Raw genomic sequence first — 23,027 nt, 5'->3', positions numbered from 1 at the left:
GATCTGGGAAATCGATTCCCCCGATGCGGCCCATCCAGGGGACGGATAGCATGGACGTCCGTGAACCTCGCCAGCATGGACCTCAACCTCCTGGTCGCCCTGCGCGCCCTGCTGGAGGAGCGCAACGTGACCCGGGCCGGCGCACGGATCGGGCTGAGCCAGCCGGCGATGAGCGCCGCGCTGGCCAGGCTGCGGCACCACTTCTCCGACGAGCTGCTGGTCAGGCAGGGCAACCGGTACGAGCTGACCCCGCTCGGCACCGCCCTGCGCGAGCCCGCCGCCACCGCGTACGCCATGCTGGAGCGGCTGTTCTCCAGCCGCGCGGACTTCGACCCGGCCACCGAGCGGCACGAGTTCACCGTGCTGTCCTCCGACTACGCGATCGCCGTCTTCGGCGCCCACCTCGCCCGCGCCCTGCACGCCGAGGCGCCCGGGGTCCGGTTGCACTTCCGGCACGTGCCGCCGGGCATCGTGGAGAACGCCGACGCGATCCTCAGCGGCGTGGACGGCATGCTGATGCCGCACGGCGTGATCGGCCACCTGCCGGCCGTGGAGCTGTACCGCGACGAGTGGGTGATCCTGGTCGCCGCCGATCATCCCGAGGTCGGCGAGCGCATCACCATGGACGACCTGGCCCGGCTGCCGTGGGTGGTCTACCAGCGGCCCTTCGACGCGCCGGTCGCCCGCCAGCTCTCCATGCTGGGCCTGGAGCCGTACGTGGACGTCTCGGTGCAGAGCTTCCAGCTCCTGCCCAGCCTGGTGGCCGGCACCCGCCGGATCGCCCTGGTCCAGCGCCGCCTGGCCCGCATGCTGCACGGCGTCGCCCCGGTGCGCACGCTGCCCTGCCCGTTCGAGGCCGTGCCGCTCCAGGAGGCGCTGTGGTGGCACCCGGTGCACACCCACGACGCCGCCCACATCTGGCTGCGCGAGACCGCGGCCCGCGTGGCCGCCGAACTGGCGGCCCCGGACGACGAGCCGGGCGACCGGCCAGGCGGCGACCCGGGCGGCGACCGGCCTTAGCCGTCGGCGCGGGCGGGACCGAGGGTGACGCGCACCGGCAGCGACTCCCAGGCGCGCAGGGTGTTGTTGTGGTGGCGGCGCGGGGTGCCGGCGAGCTCGATGCGCTCCACGCGGCGGGCGAGCGCGGTCAGCAGGGCCTCGGCCTCCAGGCGGGCGACGTGCTGGCCGACGCACTGGTGCAGGCCCATGCCGAAGCCGACGTGCCCGGAGGGGTCGCGGGACAGGTCGAAGGCGTCGGGGTTCGCCCAGCGGCGCGGGTCGCGGTTCGCCGCGCCGAGGAACATCAGGATCTTCCTGCCCTCCGGGATGACCACGCCGCCGGTCTCCACGTCCCGGTCGGCGGTGCGGAAGAAGGTCTGCACCGGCGACTGCCAGCGCACCGCCTCCTCGAAGGCCACCCGGGCCAGGCCGGGGTCCTCGCGCAGCCGCCGCCACTGGTCCGGGTGGGTGGCGAAGGCGTACAGGGCGGCGGCCAGACCGTGCACGGTGGTGTCCACGCCGGCCGTGAGCAGCGAGCGGACCACCAGTGGGGCCTGCGCGTGGGTGATGTCGCCGTGGTCGGCGGCGGCCCAGATCCGCGCCCCGAAGCCGTCGGGGGCCAGCGCCTCGCGCCGGCACCGGGAATCCACCCACGCCGACAGCTCCGCCACGCGGGGCCGGCCCTTCTCCACCAGGTCGTTCGGGGGGCCGAAGGCGTTGAAGGCGTGGTCGCCGTACGGGAGCAGGTGCTCGCGGCCCTCCGGCGGGAGGCCGACCGCGTCGGGGAAGACCCGCAGCGGGAACGCCTGCGCCAGCTCGGCGACGGCGTCGAACTCCGGCTCGGCCAGCACCCGCTCCACCAGCGTCTCGGCCTCGGCGAACCAGGCCGGGCGCAGGCGGCGCAGCGCCCGCGGGCCGAGGATCCTGGACAGGACGGCGCGCGGGGCGTCGTGCCGGGGCGGGTCGGCCTCCAGCAGCAGGCTGGGCGGGCGCCACGGCTTCTCGCGGCGGAAGTCGCTCAGGCCCACGCCGGCCCCCGACGGGAAGCTCTGCCAGTCGGTGAGCGCGGCGTGCACGTGCTCGTATCGGGCCAGGGCGTAGACGTCGTAGCGGGGCAGGTGGACCACCGGCCCCGCCGCCAGCAGCGCGGCGTGCAGCGGCGCGGGGTCTTCCAGCACGTCGGGGGCGAACGGGTCGGCGTCGAGCGCGGGGATGGTCATGGCGGGGCCTTTCACCGGCGGGTCACAGCTCCTCAGAGGTCGTCACGGTTCGTCGCGGTTCGTCGCGGCTCGGTACCGGGGTCACAGGTCGAGGACGAGACGGCCGGAGCGGGATCGGGAGACGCAGACGAACATGCAGTCCCCGGCCGCCCGCTCGGCGTCGTCCAGCAGCGCGTCACGGTGGTCCGGCTCGCCCTCCAGCACGCCGGTCTCGCAGGTGCCGCACAGGCCCTGGCGGCAGGAGGACAGCACCCCGATCCCGGCGTCGTTGATCGCGTCCAGGACGGACCGGCCGGGGGCGACCGTCACCGAGAGCCCCGAGCGGCGCAGCTCCACCACGAACGGCTCGTCGCGGGCGGGGGTGCCCGTGTCCTTGGCCGCGAACCGCTCGGTGCGCAGCGTTCCGGCGGGCCAGCCCGCGGCGCGCCGCTCCATGGCCTCCAGCAGCCCGGCGGGGCCGCAACAGTACACCTTGGCATCCGGTGGCGGCTGCTCGGGCAGGTCGAGCAGGCCGACCTCGTCCTGCGGGACGAAGGTCACCTTCTCGCCGTAGCGGGCCAGCTCGCCGGTGAACGCCATCGACGCCCGCGTCCGGCCTCCGTACAGCAGGCGCCAGTCCGCGCCCAGCAGCTCGGCCTGGTGGATCATGGGCAGCAGCGGGGTGATGCCGATCCCGCCGGCGATGAACAGGTAGCGCTCGGACGGCGCGAGGGGGAAGTTGTTGCGCGGCCCGCCGATCGCCACGGTGCCGCCCTCGGCCAGCACGTCGTGCACGTACGCCGACCCGCCCCGGCCGTCCGGCTCGCGCAGCACCCCGATCCGGTAGGCGTGCGGGTCCCAGCGGTCGCCGCACAGCGAGTACTGCCGGGTCAGCCCGTTCGGCAGGATCAGGTCGATGTGCGCGCCGGGCGTCCAGTCCGGCAGCCGGCCGCCGGACGGGTGCTCCAGCGTGAGGGCCACCACGCCGTCGGCCACCCGGGTCTTGCTCCTCACCCGCAGGTCCAGCGCGGTCATCGGCCCTCCCCGGCGGCGACGGCGGCGGGCGCGGCGGCGGCGGGAATCCGGAAGGCGTGCACGGCCAGCCCGCCGGCGACCAGGACCGCCGCCACCAGCAGGTAGAGCCGGCCAGGCCCCCACCCGGCGTCCAGGAGCCATCCGGCCACCAGCGGGGACACGATCGCGCCGATTCGGCCCACGCCGATGCCCCAGCCGACGCCGGTGGCCCGCACCTCGGGCGGGTAGATCGACGGCGTGAGCGCGTACAGGCCGGCGACGCAGCCGTTGACGAACACCCCGATCAGCGCGCCGAGCGCGAACACCAGCCCGTACACCGAGGTGGCGGGGACGAACACGGTCAGCAGCGCCGCCGTGGCCAGGGTGTAGCCGACCAGCACGCGCTTGAGCGCGAAGCGGGCGGCCAGCAGGCCGAGCAGCGTCGCGCCGAAGATGCCGCCGAGGTTGAGCAGCACCCCGCCGGTGATGCCCTGCCCGGCCGACATCCCGGCCTCGACCAGCAGCTTGGGGGTCCAGCTCGTGACGAAGTAGAAGCCGAACATGACGGCGAAGAAGCCGGCCCAGGTGAGCAGGGTGTTGCGGCGGTGGGCGGGCGAGAGGATCTGCCGGAGGCGGGGCGCGGGCTCGGCCGCCGGCGCCTCGGGCGCCCCGGGCGGCGAGTCCAGCGGGGGCCGGCCCATCGCGGCCAGCAGCGCGTTGAGCCGGTCCAGGGCACGCGGCGAGCGCTGGGTGAGCAGGAAGTCCAGCGACTCCGGCAGCCGCCACAGCACGGCGCCGACGAGCAGCGCGGTGGCGACGCCGCCGACGGCGAACACCGAGCGCCAGCCGTACGAGCCCTGCAGCGCGACCGCGATCACCCCGCCGGCGGTGGCGCCGACGGCGTAGCCGGTGGAGTTCAGGCTCACGGCCAGGCCGCGCCAGCGCCGGTTGGCGTACTCGGCGGCGATGACGTTGCTGGCGGCCAGGATGCCGCCGATGCCGACGCCGGTGAGCACCCGCAGCAGCCCGAGCTGTACGGCGTCCCGGCTCGCGGCCGACAGCAGCATGCCCGCCGCCGCCACCGTCAGGCAGACCAGGATCAGCGCGCGCCGCCCGATCCGGTCGGCCAGCGGCGCCAGGAACAGCGACCCCAGCGCCATCCCGACCAGCCCCGCGCTCAGCAGCAGCCCGAGCTGCGAGCCCGACAGGCCCCACTCGGCCGACACGGCCGCGGAGGTGAAGGACATGACCAGCACGTCGAAACCGTCCAGCACGTTCAGCAGCACGCACACGGCTATCGCCGACCACTGCAGGCGGGACATCGGACCGTCGTCCATGCGGGCGCGCAGCTCCGCGGGATACGAGCGCATCTAACCGGCCTCCTCGGGGGTGGGTTAGCAGTCGATGATGAGCCGGTTACGCACGCGGAACCACAGCCGATCCATTCAATGGATGACCCGGGGTGCCGGCACCGGGGACGAGCGGCGATGATGTGGGCGTGGCCAGGTCATCCAGCGGCGAATCGGTGCTCACGCGCGCGGTGCGCATCCTGTCGGCCTTCAGCGCCGAGGAGCCGGTGCTCACCGTCAGCCAGCTCAGCCGCCGCGCCGGCCTGCCCATCGCCACGACGGTCCGCCTGGTGGAGGAGCTGACCCGGCACGGGCTGCTGGCCCGCGACGAGCGGCGTCGGGTGCGCATCGGCAACCGGATGTGGGAGCTGGCCCAGCGCGCCTCCCCGGTGCGGGCCCTGCGCGAGGCCGCGCTGCAGTTCATGGACGACCTTCAGCACGTGGTCGGCCACTCCACCCAGCTCGGCATCCTCGACGGCGACGAGGTGCTGTTCGTGGAACGGCTGGTCGCGCCGGGCGCGGTCGTCACCTTCACCGAGGTCGGCGGCCGGCTGCCGCTGCACGCCTCCTCCGCGGGCCTGGTCCTGCTCGCCCACGCCCCCGCCGAGGTACGCGACCGCGTGCTGTCCGGGCCGCTGCCCGCCTTCACCCCGCACACGATCACCGACCCGCGCGCCCTGCGCGCCGCCCTCGCCGACGTCCGCCGCCGCGGCATCGCCCTGTGCGCGGGGCACATCCACCCCGACGCCACCGGCATCGCCGTGCCGGTGCGCGGGTCCGGCCAGGTGATCGCGGCGCTCGGCCTGGTGGTGCCCAACGACCGGCACGCCTGGTCGCTGGTCCAGCCGCTGCAACTGTCGGGGATGGCGCTCAGCCGCGCGCTCGACGTCCGTACCCCATGACGACGCGTGCACGCCGCATGATGCGGACGTGCACGAGCCGTCAATCCCGGAGGGGTTGGCTCGGAGACGCAAGACATCCGGCACCCCAGAGGGAGATGGACCCGATGACCGACAAGAAGATCATCGCCGTGGCAGGCGCCACCGGGCAGCAGGGCGGCGGCCTCGCCCGCGCCATCCTGGACGACCCGGCGGGCCCGTTCGCCGTCCGCGCGCTCACCCGGAACCCCGGCTCCGAGGCCGCCAGGGCGCTCGCCGCGCGCGGCGCCGAGGTCGTGGCCGCCGACGCCGACGACGAGGCGAGCCTGACCGAGGCGCTGCGCGGCGCGTACGGCGCGTTCTTCGTCACCGCGTTCTGGGAGCACAACTCCGTCGAGCGCGAGCAGGCCCAGGCCAGGGCGATGGCATCCGCCGCCAAGGCCACCGGCGTCCAGCACGCCATCTGGTCGACGCTGCCCGACACCCGCCGGCACCTCACCGGCGACAGCGTGCCCACGCTGGCCGGCCGCTACAAGGTCCCGCACTTCGACGGCAAGGCCGAGGCCGAGGCGTTCTTCACCGAGGCCGGCGTGCCGACCACGTTCCTGTCCACCACGTTCTACTTCGAGGCGTTCCTGGACTTCTTCCGGCCCGTGCCCGACGAGGACGGCGCGCTGGCGCTCCGGCTGCCGATGGGCGACCGCAAGCTGCCCGGAATCGCCGCGGAGGACATCGGCCGCACCGCTCTGGGCGTCTTCGCACGCGGCCCTGAGCAGGCCGGCCGGACGATCAGCATCTCCGGGGAGAACCTGACCGGGGAGGAGTACGCCGCCGCGCTGAGCAAGGAGCTGGGCCGGCACGTCGCCTACCGGCCGATGACGGTGGACGCCCTGCGCGCCATGCCGTTCCCCGGCGCGGACGATCTGGCGAACATGTTCTACTTCTACGCCGAGCACGAGGAGGCGTTCGCCGGCGTCCGCGACCCCGCCGAGGTGCGCAAGCTGAACCCGCGCCTCCAGGACTTCGCCACCTGGCTGGCCGCCAACCGGGACAGGTTCGCGGACCTGGGGTGACCGCCGCCCAGGCGCAAGGCCGGGTCGATCGAGGTCGTGCTCCACCCGGTGCCGGCCGAGCGCGAGCGCCGGGAGGCCGCCGGGCTCGGGCAGCGGCCGGCGATCGCGGGAAACGCGTGCGCAACGAAAGGTTTTCGTAAGCCTTGAGACCGCGTTCCCCGATGTCCCAGACTTCCGGCAATGGCGCTCCGTGATCTGGATCTCGCGCGGCGGGCGCCGACCCGCGCACCGGGTGTCCGCGGCCCTGGTGCCACAGCGAAGCGAGGAAGACACCATGTTGACCTTGGTGAGACGCATCACCACGCTTATGGCGGCGGTCGGCATCGGCATCGCGTGCGCCATCGTCCCGGCGACGAGCGCGCTGGCGTACCAGCCGAGCCCTGCCGACTTGTACGTGGCGGAGAACCCGGCCGCGTGCAACAAGAGGCCGTGCGTTCTCTACCCGAAGTCGGCCCAGCTTTCCGGCGGCCGGATCGTGGCGGCGTTCGAGAACAGTCAAAGCGCCGTGGTGGGACAGACGATCCCCATTCACAAGAGCGACGACCGCGGCACGACCTGGCAGAAGCTGGCCGATGTCAAGGCTCCCGCCTACCTGTCCGGCGACCCCCGGCACGCGAAGTACACCAGCAACTGGACCAACCCGTATCTCTACGTGCTCCCGCAGGACGTGGGAGCCCTGAGCGCCGGGACGCTGCTTCTCGCGAGCGTCGTGTCGGGGGACGACCTCTACCACCGCGAGCAGAAGGCCGCCGATCCCGCCTGGACGCCGTCCGGCGACGGCGACCGCCGGGACCTGGCGCTCGCGTTGTACTCCAGCACCGACCAGGGCGCGACCTGGAGCTTCGTGAACATCATCGCCACCGGCGGCTGGCAGGGCGGAAGCGCGGGAGCGATCGGGCGCGTCTCCAGGGCCAACACGTACGCGCAGGTCGATCCGCTCTGGGAACCGCACCTCATCGCCCGGGGCAACCGGCTCGTCGCCTACTACTCCGACGAGAACGACTATCTCGGCTTCGACCCCGCCACCGGGGTGCCGATCCTCGACCCCGCGAACGACACGGCGCCGGACTCGCACGGCCAGATCCTCGTGCACAAGACGTGGGACGGTCGCAGCGCGTCCTGGAGTGATCCGGTCGTGGACGTCGCCGGTCTCACCGTGGACCGGGGTGACGGCAAGAGGCAGATCGGCGGCGGACGCCCCGGCATGGCGACCGTCGCCCCGGCCACGGACGGCAAGTGGTTCCTCACCTACGAGTACTTCGGCGGTGGGCCGAACGTCCGATACAAGATCGCCGATGACCCGCTGCGGTTCTTCGCCTCCGGTGACGCGGCGATCACCGCGTTGCCGGTGCCCGCGGGGGCGCGGCCCCTGGCGACGGGCGGCAGCCCGGTGCTCCTGGCGATGCCCGACGGGCGAGTCGCCTTCAACGCCGGCGGCAGCGGCAGCGTCTGGGTGAACGAGTCGGGGCTGAGCAACGGCGCCTGGAAGGAGTACCAGACGACGATCGCCGCGGGTTACAGCCGCAATCTGCAGTACGTCGAAGGCACGGGGCGCGTCCTGATCCTCCAGGCCTCGTGGAGCGGCGGGAGCATCGGCCCCGTGCGCTACGCCGAGGTGGACCTCGGCCGGTCCGAGGGCGCCTACCACACGCTGGTCAACCGCCTGACCGGTCAGGCCCTCAGCCCCGACGCCGGCAAGACGCAGGACGCGAACCTCACCGGGGACGTCCCCGACCTGGTCCTGCGAACGCGGGATGCCGCAGCCGACGCGCAGCGCTGGCATCTGACGGCCAAGGGCGGCGACGTGACTCTGCTCAACAAGGCCGGTGGCCGCGCGGTCGCCATCTGGACCGGCGACGCGACGGCCGGCCGGCGCCTCGCCCAGTGGGTGGACGACGGAGCCACCGACAAGCTGTGGACCCTCGTTCCCTCGGCGGACGGGCACTACAAGATCCGGTCGGTCCGCAACCCGGGGCTGTTCGTCACCGGCGCGGCCCGGGACGCCGCCGTCGAGCTCAGAGAGCCGATCAACGCCTCCGAGAACCCGTCGGCGGACGACTCGCAGGAGTGGCTGCTCGTCCAGGACCCGCCGGCGACGGATGTCACCTTCACGTTGCGGGGCGGTCACTCCGGCCGCTGCCTGGACGTGCCGGACGGCCGGGTGGACGTGCAAGTGCAGATCTGGGACTGCACCGGGAACCAGAACCAGCGGGTGACGGCGACGGCCTCGGGCGAGCTCCGCGTCGCGGGCCACTGCCTCGCCGCGGCGGGTGACGGCGCCACCCCCGGTACGCGCCTGATCCTGTGGCCGTGCAACGGGAAGACGAGCCAGAAGTGGTGGTTCCGCCTCGACGGATCCATCGTCAACCGCTCCAACGGCCTGGCCATCGACGTCAGTGGCTGGGCGACGGCGAACGGATCGCCGGTGCAACTGTGGACGGCTCTCGGCAACGCCACCCAGAGGTGGAGCCGGGCGTAACCGCCGTACGGGGGAGGCGCGGCCGCGAGTGAGGAGCGCCCTTTCTCGCGGCCGCCGCTCCGTGGCGCCGTCGCCTACACAGCGTCGTCGCCTCCGTAGCGTCCGTCGCGTCCGTCGCCTCGGTCGCCTCGGTCGCCTCGGTCGCCTCGGTCGCCGGAGGCTTGCGCGTGAGCGCTCCTGCGGGCTAGTTTTCCGCACCGGTTTTCGGATGAAGCAGCCTGCCTGCGCGGCTGGGGAGGGTCAGGCCAGGGAATGGCAGATCGCGCGAAGGAACGCCGCGACACGCAGTACGGGTTGCTGACTGCCATCGCCGGTGAGGCCGGGGTGTCGCTCGGCACGGTGTCGAAGGTGGTGCACCGGCGGCGCGACGTCGGCGAGGCGACCCGGGCGCGTATCGAGGCGCTGCTGGAACGGCACGGCTACGTCCGCCCCTGGGAGGGCGACCGGCAGGCGCCGCGCCAGATACTCGCGGTCTTCCGCGACCTGTCCGGCCCGTACACGCTGGAGATCACGCGCGGCATCGTGGAGGCCGCCGGGGACATGGGCGTCGAGGTCATCGTGGGAACGACGAGCAAGCGTTCGATCTCGGGATGGCTGGAGGAGTGCGTGGAGGCCGGCGCCCGAGGGGTGATCATCGTCATCTCGATGCTGACCGAGCAGGACCAGCACCGCATCGTCGAGCAGGGGCTGCCCGTGGTGCTCGTCGATCCGCTCAGCGCGCCGTCGCCGAACATCCCGAGCATCGGCGTGACGAACCGGAACGGCGCCAGGATGGCGGTCCGGCATCTCCTCGACCTCGGGCACACGCGGATCGGCATGGTGGCCGGCCGATCCCATTCGCCCGCCGGGGCCGCACGCCTTCACGGCTACCGCGCCGCGCTCACCGAGGCCGGCATCGCCTACGACCCGGCGATCGTACGGGCGACCGACTTCGACTTCGGCGAGGCGCTGACCGCGACGCGGCAGATCCTCCGCGACCGCGAGCCGCCGACGGCCGTCTTCGCGGCCAGCGACGCGCAGGCCCTGGGCGTCCTGGAGGCGGCCAGGCAGCACGGAGTCGCGGTTCCCGGCGAACTGTCCGTCATATCCTTCGACGACACCCTGGTGGCGGCCATGGCCTGCCCGCCGCTGACCGCCGTACGGCAGCCATTCCAGCGACTCGGGCACGAGGCCATGCGGGTGCTGATGCGGCTCGCCGACGGCAGGGCGCCCGCCTCGCCGCGGATCGAGCTCGCCACGGAGCTGGTCCTGCGCACCTCCACCGCGCCGAGGAACGCGGCACAGGCGTGAGAGAAGGCGCCCTGTCGCGTGCGCTCAGACGGGCCGGGCCCGGCCGACGGTCACCGGAACGCGATGGCGGCGCAGCACCTCGGCCGTCCGCACGCCGCCGGTGAGTTCGACGACCGCATGGGCCGGGGTGTCGGCGCTGGACGGTCCCGCGTACAGGTGGATCTCGCCGGGCTCGACGATGCGGCGGCCGTCGAGCCCGGTGAAGGCCAGCCGGTCGGTGTGCACGTCGAAGCGGACCTCGGCCTGCTCTCCGGGGTCGAGCTCCACCTTGGCGAAGCCGAGCAGCCATCGGACGGGACGGGTGACCTGCGCCACCGGGTCGGCGGCGTAGAGCTGTACCACCTCGGCGCCGCGCCGCGCGCCCGTGTTGCGCACCGGCACCGACGCGGTGAAGGCGCCGTCGGTCGGCACCTGCTCGCGGTCGGCGACGAGCGGGCCGATGTGGAAGGTGGTGTAGGACAGTCCGTGCCCGAACGGGAAGGCGGGCGTGGGGTCGAGGTTGGACAGCGCGCTCTGCCGGTCGGCCAGCGGCGGGTGCAGATACGTGTACGGCTGCCCGCCGGGCGTGGCCGGGATCTGGACCGGCAGCTTGCCGCTGAAGTCGACCCGGCCGGACAGCAGCTCCGCCACCGCTCTGCCGCCCTCCTCCCCGGGCAGGAACACCTGCACCATGGCCGCGGCGGCGGAGGCGAACCCGCCGACGGCGTACGGCCTGCCGCTGTTGACGATCAGCACGGTCGGCGTGCCGGCGGCGAGCACGGCCTCGACCAGGTGCTCCTGCACGCCGGGCAGCCGCAGGTCCTCCACGTCGCAGCCCTCGCCCGACGTGCCGATGCCGAACATGCCGGGCTTGTCCCCCACCACCAGCACGACGAGGTCCGCCCCCCGGCATGCGGCGACCGCGGCCGGGAAACCGGACCGGTCGTCGTCCCGGACGGGGCAGCCCTGCGCGTACTCCCAGCTCACGCCGGGCAGCTCGGCGGCCAGGGCTTCGCGCAGGGAGAGCGCCTCGACGCCGATGCCGAGCTCCGGGCGGCCGGACAGCACGTGGTTGGGGAAGCTGTAGCAGCCGAACATGGTGCGCACGTCGTCGGCGCAGGGGCCGATCAGGGCGATCCGGCCGGTCGCGGGGAGCGGCAGGGCGCCGTCGTTGGACAGGAGCACGGCGGCGCCCTGCGCGACGGCGTGCGCGACCCGGCGGTTCTCCGGTTTGTCCAGGTCGAGGTGCCCGGCGCGCAGGGCGGGCGGCCGCGGATCCCAGCCGGGGTCGCACAGCCCGAGCGCGATCTTGTGGCGCAGCACGCGCCGCACGGCCCGATCGACCTCGGCCTCGTCCAGCTCGCCCCGTTCCACGGCCTCGACGAGCGGGCGGCCGAAGCCACGCTGGTCGGGCAGCTCGACGTCCATCCCGGCGCGCAGGGCCAGCACCCCGGCGCCGGGCAGGTCCGCGGCAACCTGGTGCGCGCTCACCAGGAACGGGATGGACCAGTAGTCGGAGACGACGGTCCCCTCGAAACCCCACCGGTCGCGCAGCAGCGAGGTCAGCAGCCACCGGCTCGCGGCGGGCGCCTCGCCGTCGATCTCGGCGTAGGAGTTCATCACCGACTCGACCCCGGCCGCGACCAGCCGCTCGAACGGCGGCAGCAGCACATCCCACAGCTCTCTGGGTCCCACGCGCGCCGGGGCGTGGTTGCGCCCGCCCATGGAGGCGGAGTAGCCGGCGAAGTGCTTGACGGTGGCGTACACCCCCGCCCCCTGCAGCCCGCGCACGTATGCCTCGGCCATCTCGCCGACCAGGTACGGGTCCTCGCCGAAGGTCTCCTCGCAGCGGCCCCAGCGGTAGTCGCGGATCACGTCCACGACCGGGGCCAGGCCCTGGTGGACGCCGGCCTCGGCCATGTCAGCGCCGATCGCGGCCCCGACGCGGCCGATCAGGGCGGGGTCGAACGTCGCCGCCATGCCCAGCGACGTCGGGTAGATCGTCGCGCCGAACGCGGTGAACCCGGTCAGGCACTCGTCGTGCGCCATCGCGGGGATGCCGTGCCGGTTCTGGGCCATGACCTGTTCCTGGCGGGCGGCGAGCATCCGGGCGTGCTCGATCGCGGGCCGCGCGACGGTGCCGTACGGGCGGGTGAGCTGGCCGAGGCCGTGCCGGGCGGTCTCGTCGAGGTCGCCGACCCGGCCGAGCAGGTTCATGCCGGGCGCGACCTCGGGCCCGGCCGGTTCGACGTCCTCCCAGGCGCTGCAGAGCTGGGCGACCTTCTCGGGCAGGGTGAGCCTGGCCAGCAGGGCCTCCACCCGTTCCGCGAGAAGCAGGCCGGGGCCGGTCGCCTGGCCGGTCGAAGTGGTGGTCATGCGAACTCCTTGAGCTATTTGGAGAAACCCGCGGTCAGCCCGGCGACGAGGTGGCGGCGCGCGAGGACGAACACCGCCAGCATCGGCAGCGTGGACAGCACCACCGCGGCCATCGTGGCGGGCACGTCGATGCCGAACTGGCCGCGGTAGAGCGTGAGCGCGAGCGGCAGGACCGCCCGCTCGTCGCTCTGGGTGAGGATCAGCGGGAACAGGAATCCGTTCCAGACCTGCAACCCGTCGTAGACCGCCACGGTGATCAGCGCCGGGCGGGCCAGCGGCGCCGCCAGGTCGAGCAGCAGCCGCCATTCGGTCGCGCCGTCCACGACCATCGCCTCGAACAGCGATCGGGGGACGTCCCGCAGGAAGCTCACCAGGATCATCACGGTGACGGGCACGGCGAACGCCGCCGACGGCAGGATGATCGCGAGCAGGCTGTCGTACAGGCTCATCCGGATGATGAGCAGGTACACCGGGATGATCACCGCCTGCAGCGGGATCGCCAGGCCGAGCAGGAACAACCGGAAGTACAGCCGGGACCACCGTGAGCCGTGCCGCACGATGACGAACGCGGCCATCAGCGACACCACGATGGTGACCGCCACGGTGGCGGCGGTGACGATCACGCTGTTGAGCAGGTATCCGGCGAACCCGCCGGACAGCACCGTCTGATAGTTGGCCAACGTCGGGTCGCCCGGCAACGCGAGCGGGCTCGACGTGACGAACTCGGCGCGCTCGCGCAGGCTCGTCACGACCACCCAGTAGATCGGGACGACGACGATCGCCGTCCACACCAGTGCGGCTCCGCCGGAGACCGCACGGTGCAACGCGCGGACGGTGGTCACAGGCCCTCCTGCCGGCTGTCCATGCGGGTGAAGCCCGACAGGCGCGTGGTGATCAGCGACAGTACCAGGCCGGTCACCACCAGGACTGTGGCGATGACGCTGGCGGCGCCCATGTCATGGGACTGGAAACCGGTGATGTACATGGCGAGCGGCAGCACGCGGGTGGCCGTCCCGGGGCCGCCGGTGCCGCCCGACAGGACGAAGATCAGGTCGAAGTAGGTGAGGGAGCCGACGAGCATCAGCGTGCTGGAGGTCACGATCGTGTAGCGCAACTGCGGCAAGGTGATCCGCAGGAAGCGGTCCTTGCGGCCCGCGCCGTCGAGCGCGGCGGCCTCGTACAGGGTGGCGGGGATCTGCCGGATGCCGGCCTGGTAGAGCAGCGCGTGGAACGGGACGAACTGCCAGGCGATGACGAAGATGACCACGTACAGCGCCAGTTCCGGCGACCCCAGCAGCGGACGGGCCAGCCGGCCCAGGCCGGGCGCGGAGCCGATGCCGAAGGACGGATCCAGCAGCGCCTGCCAGGTCAGCCCGATCGCCACCGCCGACAGCAGCAGCGGCAGGACCCACAGCACCGCGAAGAACGCGCGCCCCCGCCCGCGCGGGGCCTGGAAGAGACCCAGCGCCAGCGCGATCGGCGTCTGGATCAGCCAGCTCAGCGCCATCACCTTGACGGTCAGCCACAGCGCGTCCCACGTCGCGCCGTCCGCCAGGACGTCTCGCCAGTTGACGAGGCCGGCCCAGCCGAGCGGGCCCAGCCCGTCCCAGTCCGCCAGGCTCAGCACGAGCACCCCGGCCAGCGGGACGACACCGAACAGGACGAACAGGACGAGCGCGGGGGCCGCCATGACGGCGCCGGTCATCCGGCGCCGGCCATCTGCCGTGGAGGGGCTCATGCCGCCTTGCTCATGTTCTGCCCGAACTCCTCGGGGGTGATCTGCTTGAGGAAGGACTTGTCGATGTTGGTCAGCAGCGGATCGGCCTGCTCCGACGGCAGGTCCTGGTCCCAGGAGAGCTGGAAGGTGGGCGCCTTCTTCACCAGGCCGTAGACGAACTCCAGCCATGGCCTGTCGGCCGTGGTCAGGGCGGCCAGCTCGGCCTCCAGCCCGTTCACCGGCGGCACGCTGCCGGCCTTGAGGTAGGCGTCCACCTGGGCCGCGTTGAGCACGTACTCCTTCAGGTACGTCATCGCGACGGCCTTGTCCCCGGCGGCGGCGTTCACCGACAGGAAGTTCGAGGGGTTGCCGACGATGGCGCCGGGGTCGCCCACGCCCCCGGGGATCGTGGGGAAGACGGTGTAGCCCAGGTCCCCGCCGGAGACGAAGTCCGGGGCGGCCTTGACGAAGTTGGCGTACTCCCAGGTGCCCATGAGGGTCATGGCCGCCTTGCCCGTGTAGACCAGGGCGGTCGAGGCTCCCTGGTCGTAGTTCATCGAGGAGGCGCTGTCACCGAAGGCGCCCGCGTCCACGAGGTCCTGCAGCGCCTTGGTCGCCTTGGTGACGGCGGGATCGTTCCATCCGGAGGCGTCACCGGCCGCGATCCTGGCGAACACCTGCGCGCCGCCGATGCGGTCGAGCAGGTACTCGGTGTACATGAGCGTGGGCCACTTGGAGTTGGCCGCGAGCGACAGGGGCGTGACGCCCTCGGCCTTGAGCGTCTTGACGGCCGCCAGCAGGTCGTCCCACGTCTTGGGCGGCTGCAGCCCGGCCTGGCCGAGCACCTTCTTGTTGTAGTAGAGGACCACGGGCGCGAGCCCGTTGCACGGCACGCCGTACACCTTGCCGTCGAAGGTGGCGGTCTTCAGCACGCTCGGCGTGAACCGGCCGTGGTCCACGTCGGCGGAGGTGATCTCGGCGACCTTGCCGGCCTTGACGTAGTCGTTGAGCGCGCCGCCTCCCCAGTTGAAGAAGATGTCGGGAGCCTGGCCCGCGCCGAAGGCCACCCGGAGCTTCTGCTTGTAGTCGTCGTTGGCGAACAACTGCAGAGTGATCTTCTTGTCCGGATGATCCTTGTTGTAGGCCTCGACCGAGTCCTTCAGGATCGTCTGGTCCGACAACGCCCACATCGTCAGCCCTCCTGACGGCCCGGGGCTCGCGGGACCGGAGGTCCCGCAGGCCGTCAGGGTGATGGCGGCCGACATCGTGGCGATGGCGGCCGCCAGCCGCCGGGCGCAGGCTGTGAGAGGTGTACGCATCATGAGGCGCCCTTCCGTCCTTTTGCATGGGTGCGCGGCATCGGCAAGGTCCGCGATCTGCGTGGCCCGGCTCCAGAAGCCGTTCGCGCCCGCGATCTGCGGCGCCTGCTGAACCGGCACACTGACATGCGGCTGCGCAGGGCGACAAGGAGTTGCCGTTCAGCCGTTACGAAACTCTTTCGGAACGACGCCGGCCGAACCAGCTCCTCCTGGGGGATGGTTCGGGCCCATGCGTCCGCGACGGGCGGGCGCGGCGCATTGCCGCGCCCGCGCCGGGGCGCCAGGACGGCGCACGCGATTCAAGCCGCCCTTCAGGCGGATTCATGCCGCCCTTCAGGCGATGGTCCACTGCTGGACGGCCAGGCCGTTGCAGGTCCACTGCCGCACTTCGGAGCCGGCGGCCGTGCCCCAGTTGTAGTCGTCCAGGCACAGACCGCTGTGCCGGTTGGTCAGGGTGGAGTAGCCGCCGCCGACCGAGGTGATCCGCCACTGCTGCACGGCCAGGCCGTTGCAGGTCCACTGCTGGACGGGTGAGCCGGGTGCGGTGGCCCAGTCGCGGTTGTCCAGGCACAGGCCGCTGTGCCGGTTGACGATCGTGTGGTAGCCGTCGCCGACGGGGGTCAGGATCCAGTCCTGGACGGCGGCGCCGTTACAGGTCCACTGGTGCACCTCCGCGCCGGGGGTGGTCACCCACTCGTAGTCGTCCAGGCACAGGCCGCTGTGCCGGTTGCGGATCCTGGAATAGGTGGGCGCCACCTCGCCCGACGGGCCCTCCAGCACGGTCGAGGTCGAGACCGGGACTCCGAGGTTCGGGGTGCCGTCGGCGTTCCAGGAGATCTTCTGCACCCGGGTGGTGCGGGTGGTGCCGCAACCCTGGCTCGGTGAGGAGTTGGCGTGGTAGGCGATCCACGTCTCGCTGCCGTCGGGCGAGGTGAAGAAGGAGTGGTGGCCGGGCCCGAACACGCCGTTGGCGTCGTTGCGCTGGAAGATCGGGTTGGGGAACTTGGTCCAGGAGGAGGCGGCGAGGGGGTCGCCGCCGCGGTGTTCGAGCATGCCGAGCTTGTAGTTGGGGCCGTTGCAGTGGCTGGCCGAGTACGTCAGGAACGTGCGCCCGCCGCGCTGCAGCGCGAAGGGGCCCTCGTTGACCGCGCCGTCCTGGCGCTCCCACGCCAGGGTCGGGGCGGAGATGCGCCGGCCGTACGCGGCGGCCGTCGTCGGGTTCGCCATCGGGGCGATGTAGAGCGACTGCAGGCCGTCCTCGGGCGCGAAGGCGGAGAACGTCATGTAGAGGGCGCCGTTGAGCCGGATCGGCGCGGCGTCGATCGCCCAGCCGTTGTCGGGCATCAGGTTGAGCACCCCGCGATAGGTGTACGGGCCGAGCGGGTCGGACCCGGCGCTCTCGGCGACGTGGGTACGGCGGGGCGCGCAGCACTGCTCGACCGAGTAGTACAGGTACCAGCGGTCGCCGATCATTTCGAGGTGCGGGGCCCACATCGTCGTCCCGCCGGTCCGCAGGACGAGCTGCTCAGGAGCGCTGCGCAGGCCCGCGATCGTGGTGGAGCGGCGCATGACCACGTCGGAGGTCCAGGTCGTGGCGACGTAGTAGTACGCGCCGTTGTGGAAGACGAGGGTGGGGTCGGCGCTGTTGGGGACCGGGACGACGGGGTTGGTGAAGGACGGGCCGGGCGCCGCGGCGGCGCGTCCGGCCGTGACGACGACCGACATGGCGATCATGACGACGAGGGCGGCGGCGAGCGTGAGGACCCGTCGCGCCGTGCCCGGCAGGACGGTGAACGACATGAGCACTCCTTGGGGGGTGAGTCAGGAGCCGACCCTGAAGGTGGCGTCCTGCCGGAACCCGGCCGAGCCGTCGTCCGGGTCGATGCGCAGCAGATAGCCGCTGTGCCGCAGGTAGCGGTCGGGGAAGTTGTGGGACCGGAACGACGTCCAACCGGCGTCGGCCAGTCCCGGCGTGCGGTGGAACGTCGCGTCGGCCCGGAACTGCGCCGATCCGTCGTCCGGGTCGAGGCGCACGGCGTAGTCGTAGTGCCGCAGGTATCGGCCGGGGTCGGAGACGGACTGGAAGGACACCCCGGCCGGGTCGGCCAGGCCGGGGACCAGCCGCCACTGCTGGTCGGTGTACGGGTCGAACGGATACGGGTCGATGCGGGCGAGGTGGTTCTGGTGCCGCACGTACCGGTCGGGGTAGTTGTAGGACTTCAGCCGGTTCCAGGCCGGCGCGCCCCAGCGGCCGAGCAGCCGCGACTGCTCGGCGGCGGTGATGGGGGCGATCGTCGCGTGCTTGGCGTTGAGCGGCTGGGTGTAGGCCCGCTGGCTCAGCACGCTCCAGGACCCGCTGCCGAGGCTGGGCGCCGACCAGGCGTAGAACTCGCCGTTGACCGGGGAGAAGGAGTCGCCCCACAGGTAGGCGGTGCTGCTCGTGTTGGACTTGACCACGATCGGGGCCTCGATGGCGTTCCCCTGGCGCAGCGGGCCGGTGTAGGTGGTGAAGCTGCCCGGGGCCAGGCTGCCGGAGCGGGCGCCGTAGAGATTCCCGTCGTTCAGGTTCTTGTAGTACAGGTAGGCCGTTCCGCCCTCGACCAGCACGGTTGCGTCCAGCACGTTGTGGCCGGGGTCGAAGAACACCTGCGGCGCGCTGACGTTCACGAAGTCGCCGGTGTAGTTGACCATGAACACGTCGCGGGTGCCGTTGTGGGCCGAGTAGACGATGCCGTACTGGCCGCGGGCGGGGTCCCAGAACGCTTCCGGCGCCCAGGTGTGGGTGGGCATCGAGTGCAGCCTGATCCGGCGGTAGCCGGTGAAACCGGTCAGGTCGCGTGAGTCCCAGACGTGGATGTACTGATTGTTCTGACTGAAGTCGGTGCCTTTGAGGTCGGTGGCCAGCACCACGAAGGTGCCGTCCTGCTTGCGCAGGATGAACGGGTCGCGCAGGCCACCGGTGCCGGCGGTGGGGGTGACCACGGGATTGTTCTGGTTGAGCGGCGTCCAGTCGAGGCCGTCGGAGCTGACGGCCAGGTGCAGGCCGTAGTCGGCGCCCTGCCCGCCGGGCGTTTCGGTGAAGTAGCCCATCACGTAGGCGTCATAGGGAGCCGCGGCGGCGGCCGGGGACGCGGGCAGGACGGATTGGCCCAGGGCCAGCACCGCGGCGATCATCAGCACCAGCGCACCGCGGACCCGGCCGCGCGGAGTGAAGTGGGGGTTCGTGTTCATCGATGCCTCTCGCTTGGGACGCCGAGCGGTTGGAGCCGAGCGTTCACGGGGCTTCTCTCCTCCTTGTCTTGTTAGCGCTAACATTTCTGTGCTGTTTCCGGCGCTTCACCAGTGCGCGGGGAGATGTGTGCCAAGCGTCAACGCAAACGCGCCGACCGTCAAGAGGGAATTCTCGCCGGACTGCAGGCCGCACCCCGGACGCATCGACCGAAACAGCATGTCAGATGAGGTTTCAGCTCGGTCGGATTCACCGCCGCGCGCACCCACCCGCGGAACCACGCCACCCTCTCCGCCGCCCGAAGCGGAAGCCTTCGCCGAGACGGGCCCGTCACTTGACGATGCTCGTGTTAGCGTTCACAACGCCGACGTGAAACGGCGTCGGGCGTTGAGGAGGTTCCCGCTGACCAACGAGCCGCCGATCGCTCGCGGGCAGAATGCGCTTCAAGCGCGAAGGGCGTCGATCAGGGCATCGACGGCGGCGAGCGCGGCGGCCGTGTCGAGTCCTGCGCGGGAGACCAGGGAAAGGCCCTGGACGGTGAACAGCAGGAGCTGCGCCTGGGCCTCGGGGGTGGCGCTCTGGGTGACCTCGCCGTCGGCCTGCCCGCGCCGCAGGGCGTCGGCGACGATCCGGGTGAACCGGGCGTGCGCGCGGGCGACGATCTCGCGGGCCTCGGCATCCTGCGGAACGAGTTCGGCGGTGGTGTTGCCGATCATGCACCCTTGCGGGCTGCCGAGGTCGGAGGCGTACTCCTGCGTCCGGGCCGGAGTGGCGAGCACCTCGCGCAGCGCCGGCAGCACCGGCCCGGCCTCCAGTGCCGCGACCAGCCGGCGCTCGTAGGTGTCCCAGTACAACTGGACCGCCGCCAGGTAGAAGTTCCGCTTGTCGCCGAAAGCGCCGTACAGGCTGCCCCGCTCCAGGGCCAGCGCCTCGACGAGGTCCTGAATGGAGGTCGCTCCGTAGCCCCGGGACCAGAACAGCAGGAGCGCGCGCTCCAGGGCCTGGTCCTTGTCGAATGCGCGGGGGCGTCCTGTCCGTGCCACGTCCCAAGGTTAGGACTTTTTGACCGCTCGCACAAAAAGCCGTACGGTGAGGGCCGGCCGACTTATTGAACGATCACACAGAAGTCGGCGGCGCGCGAGCGCGCCGGAGGACGAGAGGCAGGACCACATGGACTTCGAGGGAAAGACGGCGCTGATCACCGGATCGGGCGCCATCGGCGGCCTCGGGCACGCGACGGCGAGGGTCCTCGCCGCCGGCGGGGCCAACGTGATCATCACCGGCACCGACCCGGACCGCGGCGCCCGGGTCGTGGACGACGTGCGGGGGAGCGCGACCGGCACCGTGCGCTTCATTCCCGCCGACCTGGCCGACCCGCAGGCCGTGCAGCGGCTGGCCGAGGACGCCGGGGCGGTGGACATCCTCGTCAACAACGCGGGCGTCGTCCCGTTCAGCGCGACCGCCGAGCAGGACCTCGCCGCCTACGACGCCGCCTTCGCGGTCAACGTGCGCGCGCCGTTCGTCCTGGTCGCCCGGCTCGCACCGAAGATGGCCGCCGGCGGGGGCGGCAGCATCGTCAACGTCAGCTCCACCGCCGCCGGCCTGGGCATGCCGCAGATGGCGGTCTACGGTGCCACCAAGGCGGCGCTCGAATCCCTGACCCGCACCTGGGCGGCCGAGTTCGCCGCCTCGAACGTGCGCGTCAACGCCGTGGCGCCCGGCCCGATGACCACCTCCAAGGTGGTGGCGGCCATGGGCCCGGACCTCGGCGGCATGGGACTGACGACCGCGCTCAAGCGCGCCGCCGACCCCGCCGAGGTCGCCCAGGTCATCGCCTTCATCGCCGGCGACCGGGCAAGCTACGTCACCGGTGCCGTCGTGGCCGCCGACGGAGGCCGTACCGCCATCTGATCCCGAACCCGCCGGCCAGGCCACATCCGCAGCGAGCAAGCCGGCCTCTGGGGGGTGTCCCGTGATGGCGGGGATGGCCCGTCATCGTTGCCAGAACCATCGTCACCGGAACCACGTGCCTCGGCGCGAGTGAGGAAATGAGTTCAATGGGTCGTCTTACGGGAAAGCACGCACTGATCACGGGCGGGACGAGCGGCATCGGGCTGGAGACCGCCCGCGAGTTCCTCGCCGAAGGAGCGGCAGTCGCGATCACCGGCCGCTCGCGGGAACGGCTGGAGGAGGCCGCCCGGCAGTTGGACGGCCCGCTGCTGCCCATCGTCAGCGACGCCGGCGACGTGCCCGGCCAGGCGGCACTCGCGGCGCGGCTGCAGGAGGAGTGGCCGCGGCTCGACATCGTGATGAGCAACGCGGCCGACGTCACCCATCTTCCGATCGAGGAATGGACCGAGGAGGCATTCGACAGGCTCGTCGCCACCAATCTCAAGGGGCCGTTCTTCCTGATCAAGGCCTTGCTGCCGCTGTTGTCACGGCAAGCGTCGGTCATCCTCGTCGGCTCCGTCTCGGCTTTCATCGGGCACGAGAACGCGGCGGTCTACGGTGCCGCCAAGGCGGGCCTGCTGTCCTTTTCCCGCGGGCTGACCTATGAGCTGAAGGACCGGGGCATCCGGGTCAACGGGCTGAGCCCGGGGCCGACCCTCACGGGCACGTTCAACTCGCTCGGCCCCGAGCGACAGGCCGCCATCTACGACGAACTCCGGCGGACCGTGCCCCTGCATCGCATCGGCACCGCCACCGAACTGGCGAAGGCGGCCGTCTACCTGGCCTCTGACGAGTCCGCCTACACCGCCGGCACCGTCCTGCGCGTCGATGGCGGCATCGGAGAACTCGCCTACTGACCTCGATTCGTCCAGGTGGGGTCTGCACCACGAGCGCCGACGGCATCTCGCCGAGGGCGTCCGTCTGATGGGGCGGTCGTGCGCGCGCCGCCGCTCCACCCGCCCGCGATGCGCGATGATCGGAAATAGCGGCCGGGCACCGGCCGTTGCGCGATCTGGACGTTGCGGAGAGGATTCCACGTGGGCGAACGGCTGCGGTTCCAGGTTCTCGGCCCCGTGCGCGCCTGGCGCGGCGATGAGGAGGTCGAGCTGGGCCCGCCGCAGCAGCGGGCGATCCTGGCCGTGCTGCTCCTCCAGGCGGGCACGCCGGCATCCCCTGACCGGCTCATCTCCGCCATCTGGGGCGAGGCCGCCCCCCGGGCGGCGGTCGGCGTGGTCCGCTCGTACGTCTCCCGGCTGCGCCGCGTGCTCGAACCCGGCGACCCGGCCGCGGTGATCGAGTCGGTCGGCGGCGGGTACGCCCTGCGCACCCGCGACCTCGACCTGATCGAGTTCGAGCGCCTGCTCGGCACGGCCAGGCAGGCCCGCCGCGCCGGCGACGCGCCCGCGGCGGCGGACGCGCTGCGGGCCGCGCTCGGCCTGTGGCGCGGCGCCCCGCTCGCCGGCGTCAACGGCGAGTACGCCGAGTTCGAGCGCACCCGGCTGGAGCAGCTCCGGCTCACGGCGATCGAGGACCTGGCGGCGGCCGACATCGAGTCCGGCCGGCACGCCGAGGCCGTCGAGGAACTGGCCCGGGTGATCGCCGAGCAGCCGCTGCGCGAGCGCCCGCGCGAGCTGCTGATGCTGGCGCTGTACCGGTCGGGCCGGCAGGCCGACGCGCTGGCCGTGTTCGCCGAGATCCAGGGGCTGCTCGCCGCCGAGCTGGGCCTGTACCCCGGGCCCGAGCTGCGCGAGATGCAGCGGCGCATCCTCGCCTCCGACCCGGCGCTGGCCGCGCCCGTCGCGCCCGCAGAACCGCCAGTGCCCGCCGTGTCCACCCCCGCGTCCGCCGTGGTCAACGCGTCCGCAGTGGCCAACGCGTCCGCAGTGGCCAACGCGTCCGCTGTGCCCGTGGCCGTGCCGGGGCGGGTGCCCGCGCAGCTTCCTCCCGACGTGCCGGAGTTCGCCGGGCGCGCCGAGGAGGGTGCGCGCATCGCGGGCGCCCTGGTCCCCTCCGCCGCGGCCGTGCCCGTGGCCGGGATCGAGGGGCTGGCCGCCGTGGGGAAGACCGCCCTGGCCGTACACGTCGGGCACGCGGTGGCCGCGCGCTTCCCCGACGGCCAGCTCTTCGTGGACCTCGGCGCTACCGGCGATCCGCTGGCCGAGCTGCTGCGCGGCGT

General features: G+C 72.3%; 17 protein-coding genes and 1 pseudogene. 8 read left to right on the top strand and 10 right to left on the bottom strand.

The features are described 5' to 3' along the window. The first annotated feature begins 60 nt into the window (after window positions 1–60). Window positions 61–1,020: a LysR family transcriptional regulator gene (locus HNP84_RS16610; protein WP_185050611.1), complete on the top strand. Its 960-nt coding sequence runs from the start codon at window positions 61–63 to the stop codon at window positions 1,018–1,020. Here HNP84_RS16610 and HNP84_RS16605 read toward each other — a convergent pair. The 3 genes from HNP84_RS16605 to HNP84_RS16595 all read right to left on the bottom strand — a co-directional run bounded on the left by HNP84_RS16605 (window position 1,017) and on the right by HNP84_RS16595 (window position 4,582). Further along, on the bottom strand, window positions 1,017–2,219 hold the full coding sequence (locus HNP84_RS16605) for a cytochrome P450 (RefSeq protein WP_185050610.1): 1,203 nt from the start codon (window positions 2,217–2,219) through the stop codon (window positions 1,017–1,019). The two genes, HNP84_RS16610 and HNP84_RS16605, sit on opposite strands and share 4 nt — an antisense overlap. A gap of 81 nt (window positions 2,220–2,300) precedes the next feature. After that, window positions 2,301–3,233: a PDR/VanB family oxidoreductase gene (locus HNP84_RS16600; protein WP_185050609.1), complete on the bottom strand. Its 933-nt coding sequence runs from the start codon at window positions 3,231–3,233 to the stop codon at window positions 2,301–2,303. Beyond that, the gene (locus tag HNP84_RS16595; protein ID WP_185050608.1) at window positions 3,230–4,582 is read right to left on the bottom strand and encodes an MFS transporter; all 1,353 of its coding nucleotides are present in this window, start codon (window positions 4,580–4,582) and stop codon (window positions 3,230–3,232) included. Before HNP84_RS16595 ends, HNP84_RS16600 begins: the two co-directional genes overlap by 4 nt. A gap of 128 nt (window positions 4,583–4,710) precedes the next feature. Between HNP84_RS16595 and HNP84_RS56070 the strand changes: the two genes are divergently transcribed. The 4 genes from HNP84_RS56070 (at window position 4,711) to HNP84_RS16575 (ending at window position 10,281) form a co-directional block, all read left to right on the top strand. After that, a complete protein-coding gene (locus HNP84_RS56070) occupies window positions 4,711–5,463 on the top strand; it encodes an IclR family transcriptional regulator (RefSeq protein ID WP_185050607.1) in 753 nt (250 codons plus the stop codon). A gap of 104 nt (window positions 5,464–5,567) precedes the next feature. After that, window positions 5,568–6,512 (top strand): NmrA/HSCARG family protein, encoded by a 945-nt coding sequence (locus HNP84_RS16585; RefSeq protein ID WP_185050606.1) that lies wholly within the window; start codon window positions 5,568–5,570, stop codon window positions 6,510–6,512. 274 nt (window positions 6,513–6,786) lie between these two features. Then, a complete protein-coding gene (locus HNP84_RS16580; RefSeq protein WP_221336324.1) occupies window positions 6,787–8,991 on the top strand; it encodes an RICIN domain-containing protein in 2,205 nt (734 codons plus the stop codon). A 252-nt stretch (window positions 8,992–9,243) separates the two neighbouring features. Beyond that, complete coding sequence (locus HNP84_RS16575) at window positions 9,244–10,281, top strand: LacI family DNA-binding transcriptional regulator (protein WP_185050605.1); 1,038 nt, start codon at window positions 9,244–9,246, stop codon at window positions 10,279–10,281. A 24-nt stretch (window positions 10,282–10,305) separates the two neighbouring features. Here the strand turns inward: HNP84_RS16575 and HNP84_RS16570 are convergent, their stop codons facing one another. The 7 genes from HNP84_RS16570 to HNP84_RS16540 form a co-directional block, all read right to left on the bottom strand. Next, on the bottom strand, window positions 10,306–12,636 hold the full coding sequence (locus tag HNP84_RS16570; RefSeq protein ID WP_185050604.1) for a glycoside hydrolase family 3 N-terminal domain-containing protein: 2,331 nt from the start codon (window positions 12,634–12,636) through the stop codon (window positions 10,306–10,308). 14 nt (window positions 12,637–12,650) lie between these two features. Then, window positions 12,651–13,478 carry a carbohydrate ABC transporter permease gene (locus tag HNP84_RS16565; protein ID WP_185050603.1) on the bottom strand — a complete coding sequence of 276 codons (828 nt, stop codon included), beginning with the start codon at window positions 13,476–13,478 and terminating at the stop codon, window positions 12,651–12,653. Continuing rightward, a complete protein-coding gene (locus tag HNP84_RS16560; protein ID WP_246518210.1) occupies window positions 13,475–14,374 on the bottom strand; it encodes a carbohydrate ABC transporter permease in 900 nt (299 codons plus the stop codon). Before HNP84_RS16560 ends, HNP84_RS16565 begins: the two co-directional genes overlap by 4 nt. Further along, complete coding sequence (locus HNP84_RS16555) at window positions 14,371–15,675, bottom strand: extracellular solute-binding protein (RefSeq protein WP_221336323.1); 1,305 nt, start codon at window positions 15,673–15,675, stop codon at window positions 14,371–14,373. The genes HNP84_RS16560 and HNP84_RS16555 overlap by 4 nt, the downstream gene beginning before the upstream one ends. A 330-nt stretch (window positions 15,676–16,005) precedes the next feature. Then, entirely contained in the window at window positions 16,006–17,472 is a 1,467-nt protein-coding gene (locus HNP84_RS16550) for a family 43 glycosylhydrolase (protein ID WP_185050602.1), read from the bottom strand. Between the two features lie 21 nt (window positions 17,473–17,493). After that, window positions 17,494–18,903, bottom strand: a complete 1,410-nt coding sequence (locus HNP84_RS16545; protein WP_185050601.1) for a glycoside hydrolase family 43 protein — start codon at window positions 18,901–18,903, stop codon at window positions 17,494–17,496. 441 nt (window positions 18,904–19,344) lie between these two features. Beyond that, a complete protein-coding gene (locus HNP84_RS16540) occupies window positions 19,345–19,944 on the bottom strand; it encodes a TetR/AcrR family transcriptional regulator (protein WP_185050600.1) in 600 nt (199 codons plus the stop codon). A 127-nt stretch (window positions 19,945–20,071) separates the two neighbouring features. Here HNP84_RS16540 and HNP84_RS16535 point away from each other — a divergent pair, with 127 nt between their 5' ends. From HNP84_RS16535 to HNP84_RS57110, 3 genes and pseudogenes are all read left to right on the top strand, one after another. Beyond that, complete coding sequence (locus tag HNP84_RS16535) at window positions 20,072–20,812, top strand: SDR family NAD(P)-dependent oxidoreductase (RefSeq protein WP_185050599.1); 741 nt, start codon at window positions 20,072–20,074, stop codon at window positions 20,810–20,812. A 146-nt stretch (window positions 20,813–20,958) separates the two neighbouring features. Next, window positions 20,959–21,708 (top strand): SDR family oxidoreductase, encoded by a 750-nt coding sequence (locus HNP84_RS16530; protein ID WP_185050598.1) that lies wholly within the window; start codon window positions 20,959–20,961, stop codon window positions 21,706–21,708. Window positions 21,709–21,888: 180 nt separating this feature from the next. Then, window positions 21,889–22,608: pseudogene (locus HNP84_RS57110) on the top strand (AfsR/SARP family transcriptional regulator); the annotation flags it as partial. Window positions 22,609–23,027 lie beyond the last annotated feature (419 nt).

The organism is Thermocatellispora tengchongensis, from assembly GCF_014202315.1.
Taxonomy (GTDB): domain Bacteria; phylum Actinomycetota; class Actinomycetes; order Streptosporangiales; family Streptosporangiaceae; genus Thermocatellispora; species Thermocatellispora tengchongensis.
This window is presented reverse-complemented; position numbering and strand designations above follow the sequence as displayed.

Excerpts from the sequence above, each read along its gene's own strand:
- HNP84_RS16560 (WP_246518210.1), bottom strand. The coding sequence starts at position 14,374 with ATGAGCCCCTCCACGGCAGATGGCCGGCGCCGGATGACCGGCGCCGTC.
- HNP84_RS16530 (WP_185050598.1), top strand. The coding sequence starts at position 20,959 with ATGGGTCGTCTTACGGGAAAGCACGCACTGATCACGGGCGGGACGAGC.
- HNP84_RS16570 (WP_185050604.1), bottom strand. The coding sequence starts at position 12,636 with ATGACCACCACTTCGACCGGCCAGGCGACCGGCCCCGGCCTGCTTCTC.
- HNP84_RS16595 (WP_185050608.1), bottom strand. The coding sequence starts at position 4,582 with ATGCGCTCGTATCCCGCGGAGCTGCGCGCCCGCATGGACGACGGTCCG.
- HNP84_RS16600 (WP_185050609.1), bottom strand. The coding sequence starts at position 3,233 with ATGACCGCGCTGGACCTGCGGGTGAGGAGCAAGACCCGGGTGGCCGAC.
- HNP84_RS16575 (WP_185050605.1), top strand. The coding sequence starts at position 9,244 with ATGGCAGATCGCGCGAAGGAACGCCGCGACACGCAGTACGGGTTGCTG.
- HNP84_RS16555 (WP_221336323.1), bottom strand. The coding sequence starts at position 15,675 with ATGATGCGTACACCTCTCACAGCCTGCGCCCGGCGGCTGGCGGCCGCC.
- HNP84_RS16550 (WP_185050602.1), bottom strand. The coding sequence starts at position 17,472 with ATGTCGTTCACCGTCCTGCCGGGCACGGCGCGACGGGTCCTCACGCTC.
- HNP84_RS16545 (WP_185050601.1), bottom strand. The coding sequence starts at position 18,903 with ATGAACACGAACCCCCACTTCACTCCGCGCGGCCGGGTCCGCGGTGCG.
- HNP84_RS16605 (WP_185050610.1), bottom strand. The coding sequence starts at position 2,219 with ATGACCATCCCCGCGCTCGACGCCGACCCGTTCGCCCCCGACGTGCTG.
- HNP84_RS16580 (WP_221336324.1), top strand. The coding sequence starts at position 6,787 with ATGTTGACCTTGGTGAGACGCATCACCACGCTTATGGCGGCGGTCGGC.
- HNP84_RS16535 (WP_185050599.1), top strand. The coding sequence starts at position 20,072 with ATGGACTTCGAGGGAAAGACGGCGCTGATCACCGGATCGGGCGCCATC.
- HNP84_RS16585 (WP_185050606.1), top strand. The coding sequence starts at position 5,568 with ATGACCGACAAGAAGATCATCGCCGTGGCAGGCGCCACCGGGCAGCAG.